General features: G+C 68.2%; 18 protein-coding genes. 10 read left to right on the top strand and 8 right to left on the bottom strand.

Annotated features, from left to right (window positions below):
* Positions 1-18 precede the first annotated feature (18 nt).
* From GJV80_RS24185 to GJV80_RS17305, 4 genes are read left to right on the top strand one after another with little or no spacing between them, the layout of a single operon-like run.
* Positions 19-1,737 (top strand): hypothetical protein, encoded by a 1,719-nt coding sequence (locus tag GJV80_RS24185; protein ID WP_230207799.1) that lies wholly within the window; start codon positions 19-21, stop codon positions 1,735-1,737.
* Positions 1,737-2,210, top strand: a complete 474-nt coding sequence (locus GJV80_RS17315) for a hypothetical protein (protein ID WP_154688968.1) — start codon at positions 1,737-1,739, stop codon at positions 2,208-2,210. The genes GJV80_RS24185 and GJV80_RS17315 overlap by 1 nt, the downstream gene beginning before the upstream one ends.
* A gap of 2 nt (positions 2,211-2,212) precedes the next feature.
* The gene (locus tag GJV80_RS17310; RefSeq protein ID WP_154690343.1) at positions 2,213-3,040 is read left to right on the top strand and encodes a M55 family metallopeptidase; all 828 of its coding nucleotides are present in this window, start codon (positions 2,213-2,215) and stop codon (positions 3,038-3,040) included.
* A 48-nt stretch (positions 3,041-3,088) separates the two neighbouring features.
* The gene (locus tag GJV80_RS17305) at positions 3,089-4,504 is read left to right on the top strand and encodes a serine hydrolase (protein WP_154688967.1); all 1,416 of its coding nucleotides are present in this window, start codon (positions 3,089-3,091) and stop codon (positions 4,502-4,504) included.
* Between the two features lie 18 nt (positions 4,505-4,522).
* On the opposite strand, the gene GJV80_RS17300 is transcribed toward GJV80_RS17305, so the two are convergent.
* The 4 genes from GJV80_RS17300 to GJV80_RS17285 all read right to left on the bottom strand — a co-directional run bounded on the left by GJV80_RS17300 (position 4,523) and on the right by GJV80_RS17285 (position 9,845).
* Positions 4,523-6,964: an ABC transporter permease gene (locus GJV80_RS17300; RefSeq protein WP_195908985.1), complete on the bottom strand. Its 2,442-nt coding sequence runs from the start codon at positions 6,962-6,964 to the stop codon at positions 4,523-4,525.
* Between the two features lie 17 nt (positions 6,965-6,981).
* Entirely contained in the window at positions 6,982-7,743 is a 762-nt protein-coding gene (locus GJV80_RS17295; protein WP_154688965.1) for an ABC transporter ATP-binding protein, read from the bottom strand.
* Between the two features lie 162 nt (positions 7,744-7,905).
* Positions 7,906-8,574 (bottom strand): response regulator transcription factor, encoded by a 669-nt coding sequence (locus tag GJV80_RS17290; RefSeq protein ID WP_154688964.1) that lies wholly within the window; start codon positions 8,572-8,574, stop codon positions 7,906-7,908.
* Positions 8,575-8,576: 2 nt separating this feature from the next.
* Positions 8,577-9,845 carry a sensor histidine kinase gene (locus GJV80_RS17285; RefSeq protein WP_154688963.1) on the bottom strand — a complete coding sequence of 423 codons (1,269 nt, stop codon included), beginning with the start codon at positions 9,843-9,845 and terminating at the stop codon, positions 8,577-8,579.
* Between the two features lie 93 nt (positions 9,846-9,938).
* On the opposite strand from GJV80_RS17285, the gene GJV80_RS24180 reads away from it, so the two are divergent.
* The gene (locus tag GJV80_RS24180) at positions 9,939-10,067 is read left to right on the top strand and encodes a DLW-39 family protein (RefSeq protein WP_230207798.1); all 129 of its coding nucleotides are present in this window, start codon (positions 9,939-9,941) and stop codon (positions 10,065-10,067) included.
* 90 nt (positions 10,068-10,157) lie between these two features.
* The gene (locus GJV80_RS17280) at positions 10,158-10,406 is read left to right on the top strand and encodes a DUF2630 family protein (protein ID WP_154688962.1); all 249 of its coding nucleotides are present in this window, start codon (positions 10,158-10,160) and stop codon (positions 10,404-10,406) included.
* A gap of 31 nt (positions 10,407-10,437) precedes the next feature.
* On the opposite strand, the gene GJV80_RS17275 is transcribed toward GJV80_RS17280, so the two are convergent.
* Positions 10,438-11,694 carry an amidohydrolase gene (locus GJV80_RS17275; protein WP_154688961.1) on the bottom strand — a complete coding sequence of 419 codons (1,257 nt, stop codon included), beginning with the start codon at positions 11,692-11,694 and terminating at the stop codon, positions 10,438-10,440.
* Positions 11,695-12,060: 366 nt separating this feature from the next.
* On the opposite strand from GJV80_RS17275, the gene GJV80_RS17270 reads away from it, so the two are divergent.
* From GJV80_RS17270 to GJV80_RS17255, 4 genes are all read left to right on the top strand, one after another.
* Positions 12,061-13,374 (top strand): MFS transporter, encoded by a 1,314-nt coding sequence (locus GJV80_RS17270; protein ID WP_154688960.1) that lies wholly within the window; start codon positions 12,061-12,063, stop codon positions 13,372-13,374.
* A 112-nt stretch (positions 13,375-13,486) separates the two neighbouring features.
* Positions 13,487-13,765 carry a Fe-S cluster assembly protein HesB gene (locus tag GJV80_RS17265; protein ID WP_154688959.1) on the top strand — a complete coding sequence of 93 codons (279 nt, stop codon included), beginning with the start codon at positions 13,487-13,489 and terminating at the stop codon, positions 13,763-13,765.
* A 141-nt stretch (positions 13,766-13,906) separates the two neighbouring features.
* Positions 13,907-15,127 (top strand): cytochrome P450, encoded by a 1,221-nt coding sequence (locus GJV80_RS17260; protein WP_154688958.1) that lies wholly within the window; start codon positions 13,907-13,909, stop codon positions 15,125-15,127.
* Positions 15,124-15,384 carry a ferredoxin gene (locus tag GJV80_RS17255; RefSeq protein WP_230207797.1) on the top strand — a complete coding sequence of 87 codons (261 nt, stop codon included), beginning with the start codon at positions 15,124-15,126 and terminating at the stop codon, positions 15,382-15,384. The genes GJV80_RS17260 and GJV80_RS17255 overlap by 4 nt, the downstream gene beginning before the upstream one ends.
* Positions 15,385-15,693: 309 nt before the next feature.
* Here GJV80_RS17255 and GJV80_RS17250 read toward each other — a convergent pair whose 3' ends face one another.
* From GJV80_RS17250 to GJV80_RS23325, 3 genes are read right to left on the bottom strand one after another with little or no spacing between them, the layout of a single operon-like run.
* The gene (locus GJV80_RS17250) at positions 15,694-16,728 is read right to left on the bottom strand and encodes a nucleoside hydrolase (protein ID WP_154688957.1); all 1,035 of its coding nucleotides are present in this window, start codon (positions 16,726-16,728) and stop codon (positions 15,694-15,696) included.
* Positions 16,729-16,766: 38 nt separating this feature from the next.
* Positions 16,767-17,177: a hypothetical protein gene (locus GJV80_RS17245; protein WP_154688956.1), complete on the bottom strand. Its 411-nt coding sequence runs from the start codon at positions 17,175-17,177 to the stop codon at positions 16,767-16,769.
* A 55-nt stretch (positions 17,178-17,232) separates the two neighbouring features.
* Positions 17,233-17,676 (bottom strand): DUF2269 family protein, encoded by a 444-nt coding sequence (locus tag GJV80_RS23325; protein WP_195908984.1) that lies wholly within the window; start codon positions 17,674-17,676, stop codon positions 17,233-17,235.
* Positions 17,677-17,729: the final 53 nt, after the last annotated feature.

Here is a 17,729-nt window from a genome sequence, read left to right as displayed (position 1 = left end):
GGCAAGGAGACAGCATCGATGAGTACGCCAGAGACCGTTCCGACCTGGCCACGGATCGAGGCCGTGGCCCGCGAGGACGGCACCGGCGAGGTGATCGTCGACGGTGCTGCAGAGTCGATCGCAGCCGGCAACCTGGAAGAGGTTCGGGTGGCGATCATCCGCAATGTCACCGACATCGCCGGGCGGTTGGGACGCCCCGTTCGGGTCAGCACAAGTGGCCCGGACGGCTATTGGCCGCTGATCGTGCACCCGGACGGTGCCGTCACCGCCGACGAAGATGATCAACCGCGGCCCGGTCGACGAGCCGTCACCGAGCCTCCCGCGCCGACCGGCAGGGTCGGCGGTGGCACCGAGCCAGCGGCATCGGTTCCGACGCCCACTGATCGTCCGGCCGACCTCACCGACTTCGATCCTGGACTTCCGCCGTCCGGTGAAACGGTGGCTGCCGGCCACCGCGCGGCTGTTGATCATGCAACCGCCGATGATCATCAGCGTCCGGCAGGGCAGGCAGCGCAGGGCCAGGATATCCCGGCGGTGCCGGGTGATGAGCACGTACCGTTGCACGTCGGTGCCGCCCCGACCGGGCCGTGGCCGGACCAGGATCCTGCGATATCGGCCGATCCCAACACCACCGTCGCACCGCCATCAGCGGACCCACCGCAGCCGACCGCCGAGCCGGGACCGCGCCCGGTGCCCACGGACAGGCCGCTGGCACGAACCTTCGGCCAACCGGCCCAACCTGCCCGGGGGCTACAGCAGCCCGGTGCGATACAGGCGCCCGGAGCACTGCAATCCCCAGGACAGGTGCCACCGGCACCGCAACCGAGGCAGTCGTTCCTGACCCGCGAACAGATCGAGGAGCCTGCATCCCGGGGCTTCCGCGGCTTCCTTGGCAAGGTCGGAATCAAGGTGGCACCGAACGAGGCCGAGCGGGCCGAGCGATCCGACGTCCAGGCCGTCAGCCAGCACTGGCCCGGACCGCGAACGATCGCCATCGTCAACGGCAAGGGCGGGGCGGGCAAATCTCCGGCGACCATCCTGCTGGCGGCCGTGTTCGCCCGGTTCGGCGGTGCCGGTGTGGTGGCCTGGGACAACAACCAGACCCGCGGCACCCTGGGCTGGCGCACCGAACAGGGACAGCACGAAGCGTCGCTGCACGATCTGCTGCCGGAGATCCCGCGGCTGCTCGGCACCCAGGCCCAGTCCGCCGACCTTGCCCACTACGTCCACCATCAGAGCCGGGACCGGTACGACGTGCTGCGGTCCAAGCCGATGGTGCTGGCGCACCTGCAGCGGCTGGATCCGGAGGACGTCGACGCGATCCACTCCGTCCTCGGCAAGTACTACCGGTTGATCTTCATCGACAGCGGCAACGACGAGTCCGATCCGATGTGGCTGCGGATGATCGATCTTTCCGATCAACTTGTCGTGGCGACGACAACCCGCGATGATCATGCCGAGGCGGGCGCACTGCTGCTGGAGGCGCTGGCCGACCGCGACGAGCACTCGGCTGGGTTGGCCAGATCCTCGGTCGCGGTCGTCAGTCAGGCCGACCCGACGGCCAGGCCGGCCGACCTCGCCCGGGTGGCCGCCGGCTATCAGGCACTGACCCGAGCCACCGTGACCATCCCGTTCGATCCGGCGATGGTGGACGGGTTGCTCCGCTACGGATCGCTCAAACCCGAGACACAACGCGCCTGGCTCGCCGCTGCCGCGGCGGTGGCCCGAGGGTTGTGATGATCCCGGGAAGGGACCGGGCCGGTGGCGTCGAACCGGTTGTCGGCTGGCCACGGATCACCGCCACCATCGACAGCGAGACCGACGGCACCCTGGTGATCAACAACGTCCTGCACCCCTGTTGGGCGGCGTCGGCCGAGATCCTGCGCACCGGCATGATCGCCCGCTGCGCTGCGGTCGCCATCACCCTTGGACGCCCGGTCCGGCTCGACGTCACCGATTCCGGCCGCCCGCTGGCCCTGGCGGTCCGTCCCGACGGTGTGGTGCAGGAGATCGACGGACAGGGCCGGATCGTCCCCGCCGAGTCTGATCTCCTGCCGATCACGGGACCATGCCGACGATGCCGACAGCCCGGCCCGGTCACTGCGGCGCAGTGCACCTCCTGCGGTGTCGAAGACCCCCTCGGTGTGCTGGCGGCCGAGCCGCACCCGATAGCCTCGGTTGACCGGACTGCTGACCTGGGAGCTATGTGATCATGGTGGTGTTGATCTCCGCGGACATGGAGGGTGCGACCGGGGTGACCCATCCCGGAGATGTGGTGCCGCGTACCGACGAATGGCACCGCTTCCGGCATCTTTTCACCGCCGACGTCAACGCCACCGCCGTCGGACTCCTCGACGCCGGCATCGACGTCCTGGTCAATGAGGCGCACTCAACGATGCGCAATCTCGTCCTCGAGGAACTCGACGGCCGGGTGCGGATGCTCACCGGTCGGCACAAGCGGCTCGGCATGATGGAGGGCATCGACGGTGAGGACGTCGACGGGGTCGCCTTCGTCGGTTACCACGCCGCTGCCGGGGAACGTGGCATCCTTGCGCACACCTATCTGGCGAACTCGATCACCCAGGTCCGGCTGGACGGTGTCATCGCTTCCGAGGGCAGACTGAATGCCGCACTGGCAGCCGAATACGGCGTTCCGGTGATCATGATCACCGGGGATGACCGGACGTGTGGCGACGGCCTGGATTACGCACCGGACGCGGTCGGGGTGGCGGTCAAGGAGTACGTCAGCCGGTACGCCGCGGTCTGCCTGTCGCCGGTCCGTACAGCCGAACTGCAACGTGAGGCGGCCCGCCGCGCCGCAACCCGGGTCGGCAGGACCACTCCGGTCAGCGCGGCCCACCGGATCGAGATCGACTTCGACGCCGTGCAACTTGCCGATGCCACCGCCATCATCCCGACCGTTGATCAACTCGGTCCGAGGTCGGTGGGCTACGACGCCCCGACGATGACCGACGCGATGACCACCTTCAAGGTCGTTTGTTCGATCGCGAGTGCCGCGGTCGAACAGGCATACGGCTGACCGACCCGGGCCGATCCGGCCGGGTCGGCCGGCGATAGCGTACGGGCTGTGCGCCATGACACCGATCGCGTCGCTCTGACCCACGCTGCTGTTGACGCCCTGTTCGCCGATCGGGTCGACCGGGGGATCACGCCGTCGACGATCTACGCCGTCTTCGCCCCGTCGGGAATCTCCTTCGCCAATGGATTCGGCGATGCCGGTTCCGGTCGTCCACCGACGATCGACACCGCCTACCGGATCGCCTCGTGCACCAAGAGCTTCACCGCCGCTACGTTGCTGATCATGGTCGAGCGGGGTCTGGTGTCGTTGGACGACCCGATCAGCCGGTACGTGAAGACAGGCCCGCTGATCGGTCCGGACGGACACCCGGTGGGCCCGCCGACGCTGCGGCAACTGGTGACCATGTCGGCCGGGCTGCCGACCGATGATCCCTGGGCCGACCGTCAGGAATCGCTCACTGGTGATCAGTTCGCGGCCTTGCTGGCTCCGGGGATCCGGTTCACCGCCCGACCGGGGGAGCGTTACGAGTACTCCAATCTCGGCTTCGCCCTGCTGGGACAGGTGATCGAGCAGGCAGCGGGTGGTGACTACGTCGCCACGGTCACCGATGAGTTGATCACCCCCTTGGGACTGGACGGCATCGGCTACGACGCGGACGTCGCCGCGCCGGACGGTGTTGCGGTCGGCCACCGCCGGATCGACGACACGTGGACACCACTGCCGTTCTCCGCCCCCGGCGCGTTCTCACCGATCGGCGGCGTGTTCGCGACACCACGAGCCCTGGCCCGCTGGGTGGGGTGGTTGGCCGCGGCGTTCACCAACACCGATGATCACGGCCAACCGCTCGGCCACCTCAGTCGCCGACTGATGCAGTCGATCCACACGCCGATCCCGTCCGGTCCCGGTGGCCGCGCGGGCTACGGCATGGGACTGGTCGTCGAGGAGTCTGACCTGCACGGCGCGATCATCGGCCACTCCGGCGGCTACCCCGGATTCGGCGCTCACATGCGCTGGCATGCTGCCAGTGGGATCGGCGTCATCGGACTGGAGAACGGCACCTACAGTCAACCCGCGGGGCCGGTCAGCCGGGCGCTGCGTACCATCCTCGACGAGCTGGCCGTCCCCGACGACGAGCCGGACCTGTGGCCGGAGACCAAGGCTGCCCGGCTCGGCGTGGAGCGACTCCTCCGAGAGTGGGATGACCAACTCGCCGAACAGCTGTTCGCCGACAACGTCCCGCTTGACGATGACCTGGACCGGCGCCGTACCCGCTGGGCCGCCCTGGTCGCCGAGGTCGAACCCGCTGACGAACCGCTGCCCTTGATCAAATCCGCACCGATCGGCCGGGCCCCGGCACAACTGGCGTGGACGATCCCGGGGCGGAACGGTTCGCTGCGCTGCGAGATCTCGCTGACGCCGCAGAATCCACCCCGGGTCCAGACGGTACGGATCGACCGCGGCTGATCCGTACGACAAGGACGCTCAGGCCTCGGCCAGGGCCTCGATCGGCGCCGATCGAGCCGCACGTCGACCGGGCAGGATCGATGCCAGCACGCCGGCGACGATGGCCACTGCGCCGACCAGCACGGTCTGCGGAACGGACATGGCGAAGACCACGGTCGGGTACTGAAGTTCCCGGCCGATCGCCGCGGTGCCGATCCAGCCGAAGAAGCCGCCTGCGGCGACGCCGACCACGGCGCCCGCCACGGCCAGCAACACGGCCTCGATACCCAGCATCAGCCGCAGCTGACCGCGCTGCAGCCCCAGCGCACGCAACAACGCCGACTCCCGACTGCGCTCGATCACCGACAGTCCGAGGGTGTTCCCGACGCCGATCAGTGCGATCAGCACGGCGACGCCGAGCAGCACGGTGGCGACCGTGAGCAGCGTGTCGAGCAGTTGGACGTAGGAGGCCTTGTTGGTCAGCGAGCCGCTGAGGGCAAGTTGCGGATGATCCTTGGTGATCTTGGTCAGCGCCGAATTGATCGCGACGACGTTCGCGGACGGATCTGCCTTGGCCCAGACGCCGGTGATCGGCGCCCTCGGCGCCGCGGCGGCCAGCAGAGCCGGCGGCACCACCAGCGCGCCGTCGGCGGCGATCCGACTGGGCTGCACGGTGACCTTCCTGGTCCAGGAGCCGTGACGAAGGGTGATCGTGTCTCCGGGATGCAGGCCGAGGTTGCCGGCGATGAAGGCATCCATCAACACCCGGTCGGTCGGCAGGCTCCCGGCGCCGGGATTGATCACCGAACTGATGGTGTCACCGGCGGTCATCCGCAATCGGTACTTCTCCGGGTGGGTGGTGATCACCGAGACCGTCGCGCTGCGCACCGGGGCGGTCGCAGCAATCCCCGGGATGTCGGCGACGCGGCCCGCGACACCGGAGGGCAAGGCGGTGTCCGAGGTCAGCGTGACGTCGACCGGATAGTGCTGGTCGAGCATCAGGTTGGTCGACTGCTTGACACTGGCCGCGCCGACCTGCAACGTGACGATCAACCCGGTGGCCAGCATCAGCGCGGCACCGGTCGCGGCAGCCCGTCCGGGGTTGCGAACCGTGTTGCTGGTGGCCAGGCGACCGACGGGACCCAGCGGCCGGGTCACCTGGCCGAGCAGTCGCAGCAGGGCGGGGAAGTAGAGCTTGACCCCGATCAGGATCCCGACCGCCAGCACCGCCGATCCGGCCACACACAACAGCAACGCGTTGCTCGGGTTGTGTAGTCCGTAGCCGATCAGTGCGGCACCGGCCGCGGCGACCAGCAGCGACGGGATGGCCGTCAGGACGGAGATCCGTCGATCCGTCGCGGCGTCGGCGACCGGCCGCAGCGCGTCCAGCGGGCTGACTCGAATGGCCCTGGCCGCCGGACCCAGCGCGGCCAACGCCGTGACCAGTACGCCGACCAGAGCAGCCGGTGCCACCGTCGTCGGGATGATCAGCCCGGCTGCCAGCGAACCGGAGATCGCCGACGCCACCGCGGTGACACCGACCCCCAGCATCACGCCCAGCGCCGACCCGATCACTCCGGTGATCACGGCCTCCAACAGCATGCTGCGCCGCACCTGTCCACCGGTGGCGCCGACCGCCCGGAGCAGCCCGACCTGGCGGCGCCGCTGTGCCAGCAGGATGAGGAAGGTGTTCACGATCAGGATCGCGCCGACCAGAAGTGCGATGGCGCCGAAGATCAGCAAGAGGTTGCGGAACACATCGGCACCCTGCGCGAGGTCACGCACCTGCTCCTGGCCGTACGCCTCGGAGGTCGTCACGGTGAGGCCTCTGCCGAGGCGCTGCGACAGGTCACCGGCCAACCGATCCGGCGTCGTGTCCCGGTTGCCGATGATCAACAGATCACCGCCGACCTCCTTCAGGTCGGTGAGGAATCCTGGCACGACGAACCCGTTCTGCACCTGCCCGGAGAACAGCGATCGGGATTCGTCGGTGATCCCGGTGACAACCATTTTCCGTGGTCCGTCGCCCAGATCGATCTTCACCGTGTCGCCGATGCCGACGTTCTGTTGCCGGGCGGCGGTCTGTCCGAGGGCGATCTGGTGATCATCGGTCGGCCACCGTCCGCTGTCCAGCGTCGCCCAGGCCAGCCGCGAGGCGTGCGGCAGGGATTGCACGGCGATCGGAGACGCCTGGTTGATCAGTCCGTGGCTCCGGTAACTGATCTCGGCGGTCCGGACACCCGGGGTTCGCCGGACCGCTGCCAGTGGCTTCCGCAGGGCAGAGGCGGTCCCGTCCTCGGCGGTCACCACGACATCGGCGTCGGCGGTCCGGGCGGTGACCGCGGCGGCCACGGCGTGGGTCTCGGTGGCCATGAAACCGAGCGTTCCTGTCAGGTACCCGACGCTGATCATCACGGCCAACAGCACGGCGACGATCCGTCCCGGATGGCGGCGGACCTGGCTGCCGGCGAGTCTGATCATCGCGGTCGACCGTGGCATCAGGCGTCCAGCTGCTTCATCGCGGCGAGCACGCTGTCGGTCGTCGGTTGCTCGATGCTTGAGGTGATCCGGCCGTCGCTGAGCAACAGGGCCCGATCGGCGTACGACGCGGCGATCGGATCGTGGGTGACCATCACGATCGTTTGGCCCAACTCGGCGACCGACCGTCTCAGGAACGCCAACAGTGCGGCCGCAGTCCGGGAGTCCAGCGAGCCGGTCGGTTCGTCGGCGAACACCACCTCCGGCGCGGTGATCAATGCACGGGCGATGGCGACCCGCTGCTGCTGGCCACCGGACAACTCGCTCGGCCGATGATCAAGACGGTCCGACAGGCCGAGAGAATCGATCAAGGTTGCCAGCCGGTGCTTGTCCGGCCGTCGACCGGCAAGGTCGAGCGGCAGCGTGATGTTCTGCCGTGCGGTCAGGGTGGGCAGCAGATTGAACGACTGGAAGACGAAACCGATCCGATCCCGTCGGATCCGGGTGAGACGCCGGTCGCTCAGCCGGGTGATCTCCGTGTCACCGATGTACACCCGGCCGTCGGTCGGCGCGTCGAGGCCGGCAAGGCAATGCATCAGGGTCGACTTCCCCGATCCGGACGGTCCCATGATCGCGGTGAAACTCCCGGCCGGGAAATCCACACTCACCCCATCCAGGGCACGTACCGCGGTGTCACCGGTGCCGTAGATCCTGGTCAGGTCCACCGCCCGGGCTGCAGTTCGGGTGTCGGTGGCCATCGGCGAGATGGTTGGCGCTGTCATGGTGTCCTTCCGTTGCTGATCATGAGCCGCAATGGGCCGATGATCACGCTACGGATCTCGCACCGGGTCGACATCGGAGCACCGGACACCTGCCCCGGCCGTGCCATCAGACCACGGTCGGATGAAGGCGCTGCCGGGCTGATACCAACGACGGGGTTCCGATCACGAGCGGGCGTACGGATCCGCCAGGCCGGCCTCGAAGGCGAAGAGCACCAAGCCGACCCGGTCCCGGCAATCGAGCTTGGCAAGCAATCGGCCGATATGGGTCTTGACGGTGCCCTCGGCCATGTACAGCGTCGAGGAGATCTCGGCGTTGGTCGCGCCGCCGGCGATCTGCTGCAGTACCTCGATCTCCCGCGCGGTCAACGATCCGATCTTCTCCTGGTGCTGCTGCTGCGGCGATCCGGGGAGGGTGCGGACAACGTGGGTCAGCAGTCTGCGGGTCGCGCTGGGCGCCACCACGGCATCGCCCTGGGCGACGTTGCGGATCGCCGACAACAACTCCTCGGGTCTGGCGTCCTTGAGCAGAAAACCCGAAGCGCCCGCCTTGAGCGCGGAGAACACGTACTCGTCCAGATCGAAGGTGGTCAGGATCAGCACCCGGGTCGGGATCTGGGCGGAGACCAGTCGCCGGGTCGCCTCGACCCCGTCCATGATCGGCATCCGGATGTCCATCAACACAACATCGGCCGGGCGTGCCTGGAGTTGCTTGACCGCGCTCGCTCCATCGGCCGCCTCACCGACGACCGAAAGATCATCCTCTGCTTCGATCAACATCCGGAACCCACCACGGACCAGGCCCTGATCATCGGCGAGGAACACATCGGTCACGGTCAAGCTCTCCTGGTCTGGTACGGATTCGACGACGGCTGGAAGGGTAGCCAGGCGAGCACCTGGAAGCCTCCGGCGGGGAGCGGTCCGGCCTCGAGACTGCCGTTGTGCAGCGCGACTCGCTCCCGCATTCCGCGCAGGCCGTGCCCCGGGCTGCGCTGGTTGTCGACGCCGCGGCCGTTGTCGACGACGCGGATGCCGATGCCGTGCTCGGCGAAGGTGATGCCGACCGCGGCGCGAGCCGACGGACCGGCATGTTTGAGCACGTTGGTGATCGACTCCTGGACGATCCGATAGACCGTCAGGCCGAGCGGCTGGCTGACCACCGGCTGCCGGCCGTAGCGGGTCAACGTCACCCGGTCACCGGTCTTGGCCACCAACTCGTCCAGGTCGGCCAGGCCCGGGGTCGGCAGGTAGCTCTCCGGCGTACCGGGCGGCAGATTGGCCGGGTCACCGATCGGGCCGCCGCTGCGCAACAGACCGACCATCTGGCGCATCTCCTCCAGCGCCTCGCGGCTGGTGTCGGCGATCGTGCCGAGCACCTCCGGAGCCTTCTCCGGCTGCTTGGTCGCGAGGGCGCGGCCACCCTCTGCCTGAACGACGATCACCGACAGCGAATGGGCCACGATGTCGTGCAGTTCGCGGGCGATCCGGGTGCGCTCGTCGATCGCGGCGACCCGGGCCCGCTGTTCCTGTTCGGCAGCGACCAGCCTGGCCCGCTCGATCCGGGCGGCGACCGCCTGCTCCGCGCGCTCCAGGTGTTCCCGTCGCCTGCTGCCCAGGACGTACGCCACCCCGACCATGCCGGCACAGGCCAGCGTGGTGATGATGGCGACCGGTACCGACCGGAGGGTGGGGTCGGGCACCAGCAGCCAGCGCACCGGGCCGAGGAACGACCCGATGACCGCGATGAACAGAGCCGTCCGGCGCAGGGTGCGCGCCGACCAGCGGGCGAAACTGTAGATGTACATCGGGACGGCGACGATCGCGAACGACGGCACGGGCAGCATCAGCACGTGCAGGCACGCCGCGAGCACCGCCAGGACCAGGGCCGCCAACGGGTAGCGGCGTCGGAGCACCCAGGGCAGACCGAGCAGCGCGGCGATCCAGTAGTCGGTTCCCGAACCGGCCGCGGCGACCATGAAGAGCACGACCAGGCCGGCCGCGCTGAGCAGATCGAACCGGTACCGCGGGTCGGTGAACCAGCTGGCCAGCCAGGCCAGCGGGCCGCCGGAAGCGGCGGAGGTAACGGAGCGGGGTGCCGAGGTCATGTCGCGGCCAGCGTAGGCGGAAGCCCGCTTGCACCCATCAGACTGCGGTCGGACATTGGGCCCTGACCTCACCGCGGCGACTAGGGTGGTCGGATGAAGAAGTTGCTGCTCGCTCTGGCCGTCGCCGGCGGTATCGCGGTGATCGTCCGGCAATACAACCGCAAGGCGGCCGAGGCCGATCTGTGGGCCGAGGCGACCGACAAGGTCTCGCCCGCCTCCTAGCCCAGCCGAAGAGCTCCGGTCCGGCCGGAATAGTCTTCGGAACAGCTTTGGACGCAGCTTGTGCTCGACCGCAGACCATGAGGAGACACGATGGCGGACGGACAGGAGATCCTCGACCGGATCCGGGCCCTGGTCGAGGAGGAGAAGGCCCTTCGCGAGCAACGCGCTGCCGATCAGATCGCCGGCGAGGAAGAACGGTCACGGCTGGCCTCGCTCGAGGTCGAACTCGACCAGTGCTGGGATCTGCTCAGGCAGCGCCGGGCGCTGCGCGCCGCGGGCAAGGACCAGTCCGAGGCGGCCGTGCGTCCTCCCTCGGAGGTCGAGGGCTACATCGGCTGAGCCGGACTGACGGTCCCGGCGGGCGTCTGGTTCAGCCGGCGCGGAAGACCGACTCCAGCAACTCGATGGCGGTGAAGATCGACTCCTCGTCCGGGCTGAAGTACGGGTTGTGGTGCGGTGCCGGGCTGTTGGCTCCGACGTTGAGGTACGCACCCTGACCGCCGTTGGTCTGGACTCCTCTGATCATCAGATTGACGTCGTCGCTGCCGCCTTGTGGTGCCCGCCGGACGATCTCCGGAATGCCGGGAATGCCCTTTGCCGCGGAGACGAGGCGGTCGACCAGCTCGTCGTCCGGCGCGATCGTCACCGCCCGCCCGGTGATCACCGTCTCCTGCTCGACGCCATAGGCCAGGGCGGCCCCGGCGATCACCTGCCTGACCCGTGCCGTCAGGTCCTCGATCACCCCGTCGTCGTCGGCGCGCGCCTCACAGGTCAGCTCGGCCAGCGCAGGGACGATGTTGACGTTGTCGCCGGCGTGCAGCGTGCCGACGTTCAGCCGGGTGTCGGTGCCGCTGAAACGCGGCAGACCCATGATCGACAGGCTCGCCGATGCCGCGGCCAGCAACGCGTTCCGGCCGTCCTGCGGCGACCCGGAGGCGTGCGCTGCGAGGCCGCGGAAGGTGACCGCCAGCTTGCGAGTCGCCATCCCGCCGACGACGCTGCCGACGATGGCTGAGGTCGGCCTGCCACCCGCCACGTGCACACCGAGCATCCGGTCGACACCGGCGAGCACCCCGGCGTCGATCATCGTCTGCGCGCCGCGTACGCCCTCCTCGGCCGGTTGGAAGAAGACCCGGACGGTGCCCGGGAAATCATGATCCGACAGCCGGTGCACCAGGCCTACTCCGATTGCGGCGTGGCAGTCGTGGCCGCAGGCGTGCATGGCACCGGTGGTCGAGTGGTAACCCTCCTTGGCCGGCAGATGCTGATCGTCGTCGGCCTCCCGGATGGGCAGCGCATCGATGTCGGTCCGCAGTGCCCAGGTCGGGCCGGGCCGGTTGCCCTCGACCTCGGCGACGATCGCCGTGCCGTACTCGACGAAATAGGCCGTACGCCCCGGGTCAGCCCCGTTGGCGATCGCCAGTCCTGCCCAGTGATCGCGCGTCGTCCGGTCGGGATGATTGACGACACCCGACAGATCCTGCACCTCTTCGCCGGTCCGGAGGGTGACCGGCAGTCCGGCCAGCGCGGCCTCGATCCGTCCGGCCGTCCGGTATTCCAGAAATCCCGGCTCGGCATGTCGGTGCAGGTCCCGGCGGAAGGTGATCAGCTGTTCGCGGTCCTTCATGGTGGCACCATCATGGCGGCCCCGGCAGGAAGTTCAGCGTCCGGCCCGGCAGAGGGACCGGCAGGAGCGGACGCGGACATGCGCTGGGACATGCGCTGCGGACAAGAGAACGGCCCGGCGGGCACCTTCTGAACCCGCAGGGCCTGAGCCGCGCCAAGCACTAGTAACCGGGCGCCGCCTGTCGCATAGCTACCCCACAGCACAGGCTCAAACCCACCCGCCACACCAGTCTCATGGCCGAGACCCGCCTGAACGGGCGGCCGAGCCATCGGGCGGCCCGTGCCCTCCGCAGGGGAACGGGGATCCTACGCCGTAGGCTGCTTCGGGCCCGGCAGGGTGGACGGCGGACGTACGGAGCAGCAGGCGATGGATGGGCAACAGCGAGCCGGTGACCGGCCGGTCGGCAACCGACAGGTCGGCGGACAGGTCGGACATCATCGCGCGCCGGGAGTGCTGTTGGCCGTCGCGGGTGTGTTGCTGGTCGCGGCGTGCCTGCGGCCGGCGATCACCTCGGTCGGTCCGGTCCTCGACCTGATCGGCTCGGATGTCGGGCTCGGGCATGGCGCCGAGGGCCTGTTGGCCGCGCTGCCGCTGCTGGCCTTCGCCGCGGTGTCCCCAGCGACCCACCGGCTGAGCCGGCGAGTCGGCATCGACCGGACGGTGCTGGCCGCGTTGCTGCTGCTGATCGTCGGGATCATTCTGCGGTCGGTGGGTGTCGGCGGCCTGTTGTGGTTGGGCACGCTGCTGATCGGCGTTGCGATCGCCGTCAACAACGTTCTGGTGCCGGCTGTCGTCAAGCGCGACTTCGGCAATCGGATCGCGGCCATGACCGGCGCGTACACCGCGATCATGAACACCTTTGCCGCGATCGCCTCCGGCATCGCGGTGCCGCTGGCCGGTCTGTCCTTCGGCGTGCCCGCGCTGCACGGTTGGCGTACCGCAGTCGGCATCTGGGTCGTCCTGACGGTGGCGGGCGCGCTGGTCTGGGCCGTCCGGATGCGCGGATCCGTGCCGGTTCAGACCGTCGTTCCCGCAGTCCTCGACCCGGCAGAACGACACCACTCGATATGGCGGTCACCGCTCGCCTGGCAGGTCACCCTGCATATGGGCCTGCAGTCGACGGTCTTCTACACGCTGGTCAACTGGCTGCCGTCCATCGAGGCCGACGCCGGTGTGTCCCCGGCGGTCGCCGGACTGCATCTTTTCCTCTACCAGGCCATCGGCATCGGGGCTGCGCTGGCCGCCAGTGCCCTGATGACGCGCAGCACCAGCCAGCGGATGGTCGCCGGCCTGATCACCGTCCCGATCCTGGTCGCGCTGGTCGGGATGCTGGTTCGGCCCGAGCTGCTGGCGTTGTGGGCGGTGCTCTGCGGTCTGACCTCCGGCGGATCCATCACGGTCGCGTTGGCGCTGATCGGGCTGCGTACCCGGCTGGCGACCGACACGGCCCGGCTGTCGGGCATGGCCCAGGGCGTGGGTTATCTGCTGGCCGCCGGCGGTCCCGTTGCGGCGGGCGCGTTGCGGTCGCTGACCGGATCCTGGATACCGGTGATAGTGATGTTGATCGTGTTGACCCTGTTACAGGCGGTGAGCGGCTACCTGGGTGGGCGGAACCGCTACGTCGGCGAAAAGGACGAGAACTCCCTGACGCGTCGCAGGGTCCCCGAGGATCCCACCTGATGTCAACCCGGTCCCACAACGCGGACCTGGCATTTGTGTATGCGCCCCGAAGCGGGAACTGTGGAGGGGCCTGTTCGCTGGGCAACCAATAACCAGGAGAGAGGAGAGCATCATGCTCACGCTCACCGAGAACGCCAGCAACATCGTGTCGACCATCGTCGACAAGCAGGTCCAGTCCGACGACGGAGGTCTGCGCATCAGCGGCCCGAACGATGGTGCATTCGCCATCGCGGCGGTGGCAGCGGGTGAACCGGGCGACACCGTCGTCGAGAGTGGGGACGCCAAGGTCTACCTGGAGGGGAGCGCCTCAGCGGTGCTCGATGACAAGGTCCTCGATGCCCAGGTCACCGCAGACGGTGATGTGCAGTTCCAGCTAGCCCAGCAGGGCTGAGCCGAGGCCGCACCGGCACGTCGTTCGAAGGCCGTCACCCCGGTGGGTGGCGGCCTTCGGCCTGTTCCGAATCCGGGGCGTGGTGCACCCGGCTGCTGACATCCTTGAGTGGTCCCCCGGCGGCCACTCAGAGGAGTCCCGATGACGGCAACGACGCAGTCCCGGACCAGCGACCTGCTCGACTACCCGGCCCCACGAGCGAGCGGCTGTCCCTTCGACCCGGCGCCGGCGCTGCTGGACAAGCTCGATCAGAGCCGGTTGATCAGGGTCCGACTCGCAGACGGCACCACCCCGTGGCTGGTCACCCGTTTCGATGATCAACGATCGTTGCTGGCCGACAAGCGGGTCAGCGCCGACATCACCCGGCAGGGGTATCCCGTGCCGCGACACGGCGAGCGGGGTGACAGCATGATCAGCTTCATCCTGATGGACGACCCGGAACACAACCGGCTCCGGCGGATGGTCACCGCACCGTTCACCGTGCGGCGGATGAAACAGATGCGCCCGGCCGTACAGAAGATCGTCGACGATCAGATCGACCTCCTGCTCTCCGGGCCGAACCCCGCGGACCTGGTCGAGGCTTTCGCGCTCCCGGTTCCGTCGCTGGTGATCTGCGAGCTGCTCGGAGTTCCGTACGAAGATCACCGGTTCTTCCAGGAGAACAGCAACCAGATCGTCCGGGTCAGCCCGGACCCGATGGTGCCGCGGGCTGCATTGGGCCGATTGTTCGGTTATCTGGATGATCTTGTGGGCCGGATGCTGGAAGCGCCGGGCAAAGGCGTGCTGTCCGGGCTGGCGGAACGGGTCACGGCGGGGGAGTTGACCCGAGCCGAGGCCGCGCAGACCGGAGTACTCCTGCTGGTCGCCGGACACGAGACCACCGCGAACATGATCGCGCTCGGTACGCTCGCGCTCTTCGAGCATCCCGAACAGTTCCGGCTGCTGCGAACGTCAGAGGGTCCCCGGTTGATCAACTCCGCCGTCGAGGAGTTGCTGCGCTACCTGTCGATCACCCACCTCGGCCGTCGCCGGGTGGCGGCCGAGGACATCGAGTTCGCCGGCCAGCTGATCAGGGCCGGTGAAGGCATCATCTTCCCCAACGAGATCGCCAACCGCGATCCGGAGGCCTTCGCCGAGCCGCACCGTCTCGATCTGTCCCGCGACGCGCGTACCCACCTGGCGTTCGGCTTCGGCGCCCACCAGTGCTTGGGCCAACCCCTGGCCCGACTCGAGCTCGATGTCGCCCTCACCACGCTCTACCGGAGGATCCCGACGCTCCGGCCGGCGAGCGAGCTGGACGAGATCAACTTCAAGCACGACCATGAGGTGTACGGCGTCTCTGAGCTTCCGGTCACCTGGTGATCGCAAACGACGAAGAGGAACGGACGCAACCGGTGCGCGTGATCATCGACCAGGACCGCTGCCTCTCCTCCGGCCAGTGCGTGATGTCAGCACCGGGTGTGTTCGATCAACGTGAGGAGGACGGTGTCGTCGTGCTGATCCGTGACGATCCGAGCGATGAGATCGCCGACGACGTACGCCATGCCGCCGTGGTCTGCCCAGGCCGGGCGATCACCGTTGAGGAATCGCCGAGTCGAGAAGTGATCAGCCACGAGTGATCAGGCACGAGTGATCAGGCACGAGTGATCAGGCAAGAGCGGACCAACGACGGCTGGTCGATCTTCTGCGCTCATCGCGTGATCTCGGATCGGACGCTTTCCATGCCGCAATTGGTAGCGTCGCGATCCGTGCAATCCAGTCCTCGCGGGATTGCTGGGGATGTCCCCCGTGACCTCCCGGAGTCCGACTGCGGGATCGACGGATGGGACGCCGGGCGGCGCCGGTGGGCCACACCGGTCAGGCGGGGTGCTCGTTACCCGATTGGCGATCGTTGATCGACGTCCAAGCGTCTGTCATTCCGAGGCGGCTCAGCCCAGCCGGCGAGCAAGATCGGCAAGCACCATCAACAGGTCGTCGAAGAACGCACCGACATCCGTCTCCACCGCGATCTGCGCATTCGGTGACCGGCCCCAGAATCCGCGGGTGTCGGCGATCGTCGTGCCACGCGTCAAGGTCCCGGACAGTTCGACATCGACAACTGCCGGCCGGGTGCGGGCGATCGAGGGCTCGAGGGCGACGGCAGCCGCAAACGGGTCGTGGACGTGAGCGAGGTAGCCCTCGTCATGATCATGGTGGAACTCGAAGTAGAAGCGCAGCGCATCCGTCAACAGCCCGATGGTGCGGTTGCCGGCCCGGGATCGCACGCCATGATCATCGGCGGCCGACAGATGCTCGACCGGAGTGCTCCCGGCGAGCCGGGCGAGGCGTACCAGATGGTCCGGAGTGAAGGCGACCCGTTCGGTCAGTCCCAACGAGCAGATGATGGGCTGGGGTGCCCCGCCGATCCCGAACGCGTTGAACACCACGTGCGCCGCTTCCGGGTCGACGGCGACGTTCCATTCCGCCGTGGGCGTCGTGTTACCGGGATGACTGAAGGCACCACCCATGATCACCAAGCGGCGCAACCGGCGCGGAAGGTCGGGATCCTTGCCGATCGCGTGGGCCAGGTTTGTGCACGGCCCGATCACCAGGCCGACGAACTCGCCCGGGCGTTCCTTGGTCAGCTCGATCCAGGCATCGGCCGCGGACCGTCCGGACGGCAGGGATGTCGGCGCGGGAAGTTCGGCGTAGCCGACCCCGCGCGGGCCGTGGGTGTCCTCACAGGTCATCAGTTCGGCGACCAGCGGACCGTCGACGCCCCGGGCGACCTCGATGTCGGAACGGCCGCAATACTCCAGCCAGCAAAGATTGTTGGCGGTGACGACGTCGACCGGGACATTGCCGGCGGTCGAGAGGACCGCGGCCAGGTCTGCTGCGGGATGTTGCAGGAGGTACAGCAGGGCGAGGCTGTCGTCGATACCGGTGTCGCAGTCGAGGATCAGCGGAACGCGCGAGGTACTCACGCCGAAGACCCTACGGGTCGTCACATCGGCGCCCGGGGTCACCGGCCGGGCGGGCGGAAGCCGGAGCACAGGACGCGCATCCAGCGGATCCGGTCGCCGCCCGGGTCATCGGTGTCGACCTGGTAGTACATCTGCTGCTCCACGACGAAGGGTCCGTCGGCATTGTGACCGCGCAGCCGATAGCTGACGTGTTGCCGATCGGCGACCGACGACACCGTGATCGCGACCAACTCGTCGATCTCGTCCGTGGGCTCGAACCAGTGATCCAGCAGGATGGTCATCACTCCGGCGGCGTCGGACGCCTCCCAGGCCCGGCCAGGGGTCAGTCCGCGGAAATCGACGTCGGGTGCCAGCAGACCGGTGAGTACGGCGACCTGTTTTCCGGCCAACGCCGCCGCGAACCGCCGCCCGGCCTCGGTCCCGACCTCGCCGGTCACCTCAGAAACCATCTCCACCCCCGAACGAGCCACGCGCATCCGATGGATGCGACGATACGCCGAACCGCTACGGCCGGTAGACCATCAGCACGATGATCGCCGCGAAGATCACGCCGATGAGGCCGCCGACCGCGGCGACCCGCCCGCGCAGGGCAGCGATCGACTCGTTGTTGTTGATCATGGTGGTCGCCCGGTCGAGTGTCCGGGAGAGCACGCCAAGGGACAGCGCGACACCGATCAGCCACAGCACCACCGACAGCCAGATCCAGGTGTCGGTGAAGGTCGCCACCTTCTTGTTGGTGTACGGCGAGATCATCGACATCAGCCCGAATCCGAAGATCACCACGATGACCGACGCGATCGAATACACGCGCAGCATCCGGGAGGCTTCGGCGGTCGACGCCGCGTTGGATCTGCGTAATCCGCGGGCGGCCGTCGTCGCGGCGTGGATCAACGGGCCGACAGCGCCGACGGCGGCCAGGATGTGCAGGGCGAGGAAGACTTTGAACACACCCCTGAGGTTAGCCGCGTCGCTTGCAGGGGCCCGAACCAACCAGAACGGTT

It is taken from the genome of Microlunatus sp. Gsoil 973, from assembly GCF_009707365.1.
Taxonomy (GTDB): Bacteria; Actinomycetota; Actinomycetes; order Propionibacteriales; family Propionibacteriaceae; genus Microlunatus.
Note: the sequence above shows the minus strand (reverse complement) of the source record. Positions and strands in the feature narration are given on the sequence as shown.

Bases quoted from the DNA above. Each gene is read 5' to 3' on its own strand.
- GJV80_RS17285 (WP_154688963.1), bottom strand. From the start codon at position 9,845: ATGACCTCGGCACCCCGCTCCGTTACCTCCGCCGCTTCCGGCGGCCCG.
- GJV80_RS17295 (WP_154688965.1), bottom strand. From the start codon at position 7,743: ATGACAGCGCCAACCATCTCGCCGATGGCCACCGACACCCGAACTGCA.
- GJV80_RS17245 (WP_154688956.1), bottom strand. From the start codon at position 17,177: ATGGTTTCTGAGGTGACCGGCGAGGTCGGGACCGAGGCCGGGCGGCGG.
- GJV80_RS17270 (WP_154688960.1), top strand. From the start codon at position 12,061: ATGGATGGGCAACAGCGAGCCGGTGACCGGCCGGTCGGCAACCGACAG.
- GJV80_RS17280 (WP_154688962.1), top strand. From the start codon at position 10,158: ATGGCGGACGGACAGGAGATCCTCGACCGGATCCGGGCCCTGGTCGAG.
- GJV80_RS17265 (WP_154688959.1), top strand. From the start codon at position 13,487: ATGCTCACGCTCACCGAGAACGCCAGCAACATCGTGTCGACCATCGTC.
- GJV80_RS17315 (WP_154688968.1), top strand. From the start codon at position 1,737: ATGATCCCGGGAAGGGACCGGGCCGGTGGCGTCGAACCGGTTGTCGGC.
- GJV80_RS17260 (WP_154688958.1), top strand. From the start codon at position 13,907: ATGACGGCAACGACGCAGTCCCGGACCAGCGACCTGCTCGACTACCCG.
- GJV80_RS17310 (WP_154690343.1), top strand. From the start codon at position 2,213: ATGGTGGTGTTGATCTCCGCGGACATGGAGGGTGCGACCGGGGTGACC.
- GJV80_RS17300 (WP_195908985.1), bottom strand. From the start codon at position 6,964: ATGATCAGACTCGCCGGCAGCCAGGTCCGCCGCCATCCGGGACGGATC.
- GJV80_RS24185 (WP_230207799.1), top strand. From the start codon at position 19: ATGAGTACGCCAGAGACCGTTCCGACCTGGCCACGGATCGAGGCCGTG.
- GJV80_RS24180 (WP_230207798.1), top strand. From the start codon at position 9,939: ATGAAGAAGTTGCTGCTCGCTCTGGCCGTCGCCGGCGGTATCGCGGTG.
- GJV80_RS17275 (WP_154688961.1), bottom strand. From the start codon at position 11,694: ATGAAGGACCGCGAACAGCTGATCACCTTCCGCCGGGACCTGCACCGA.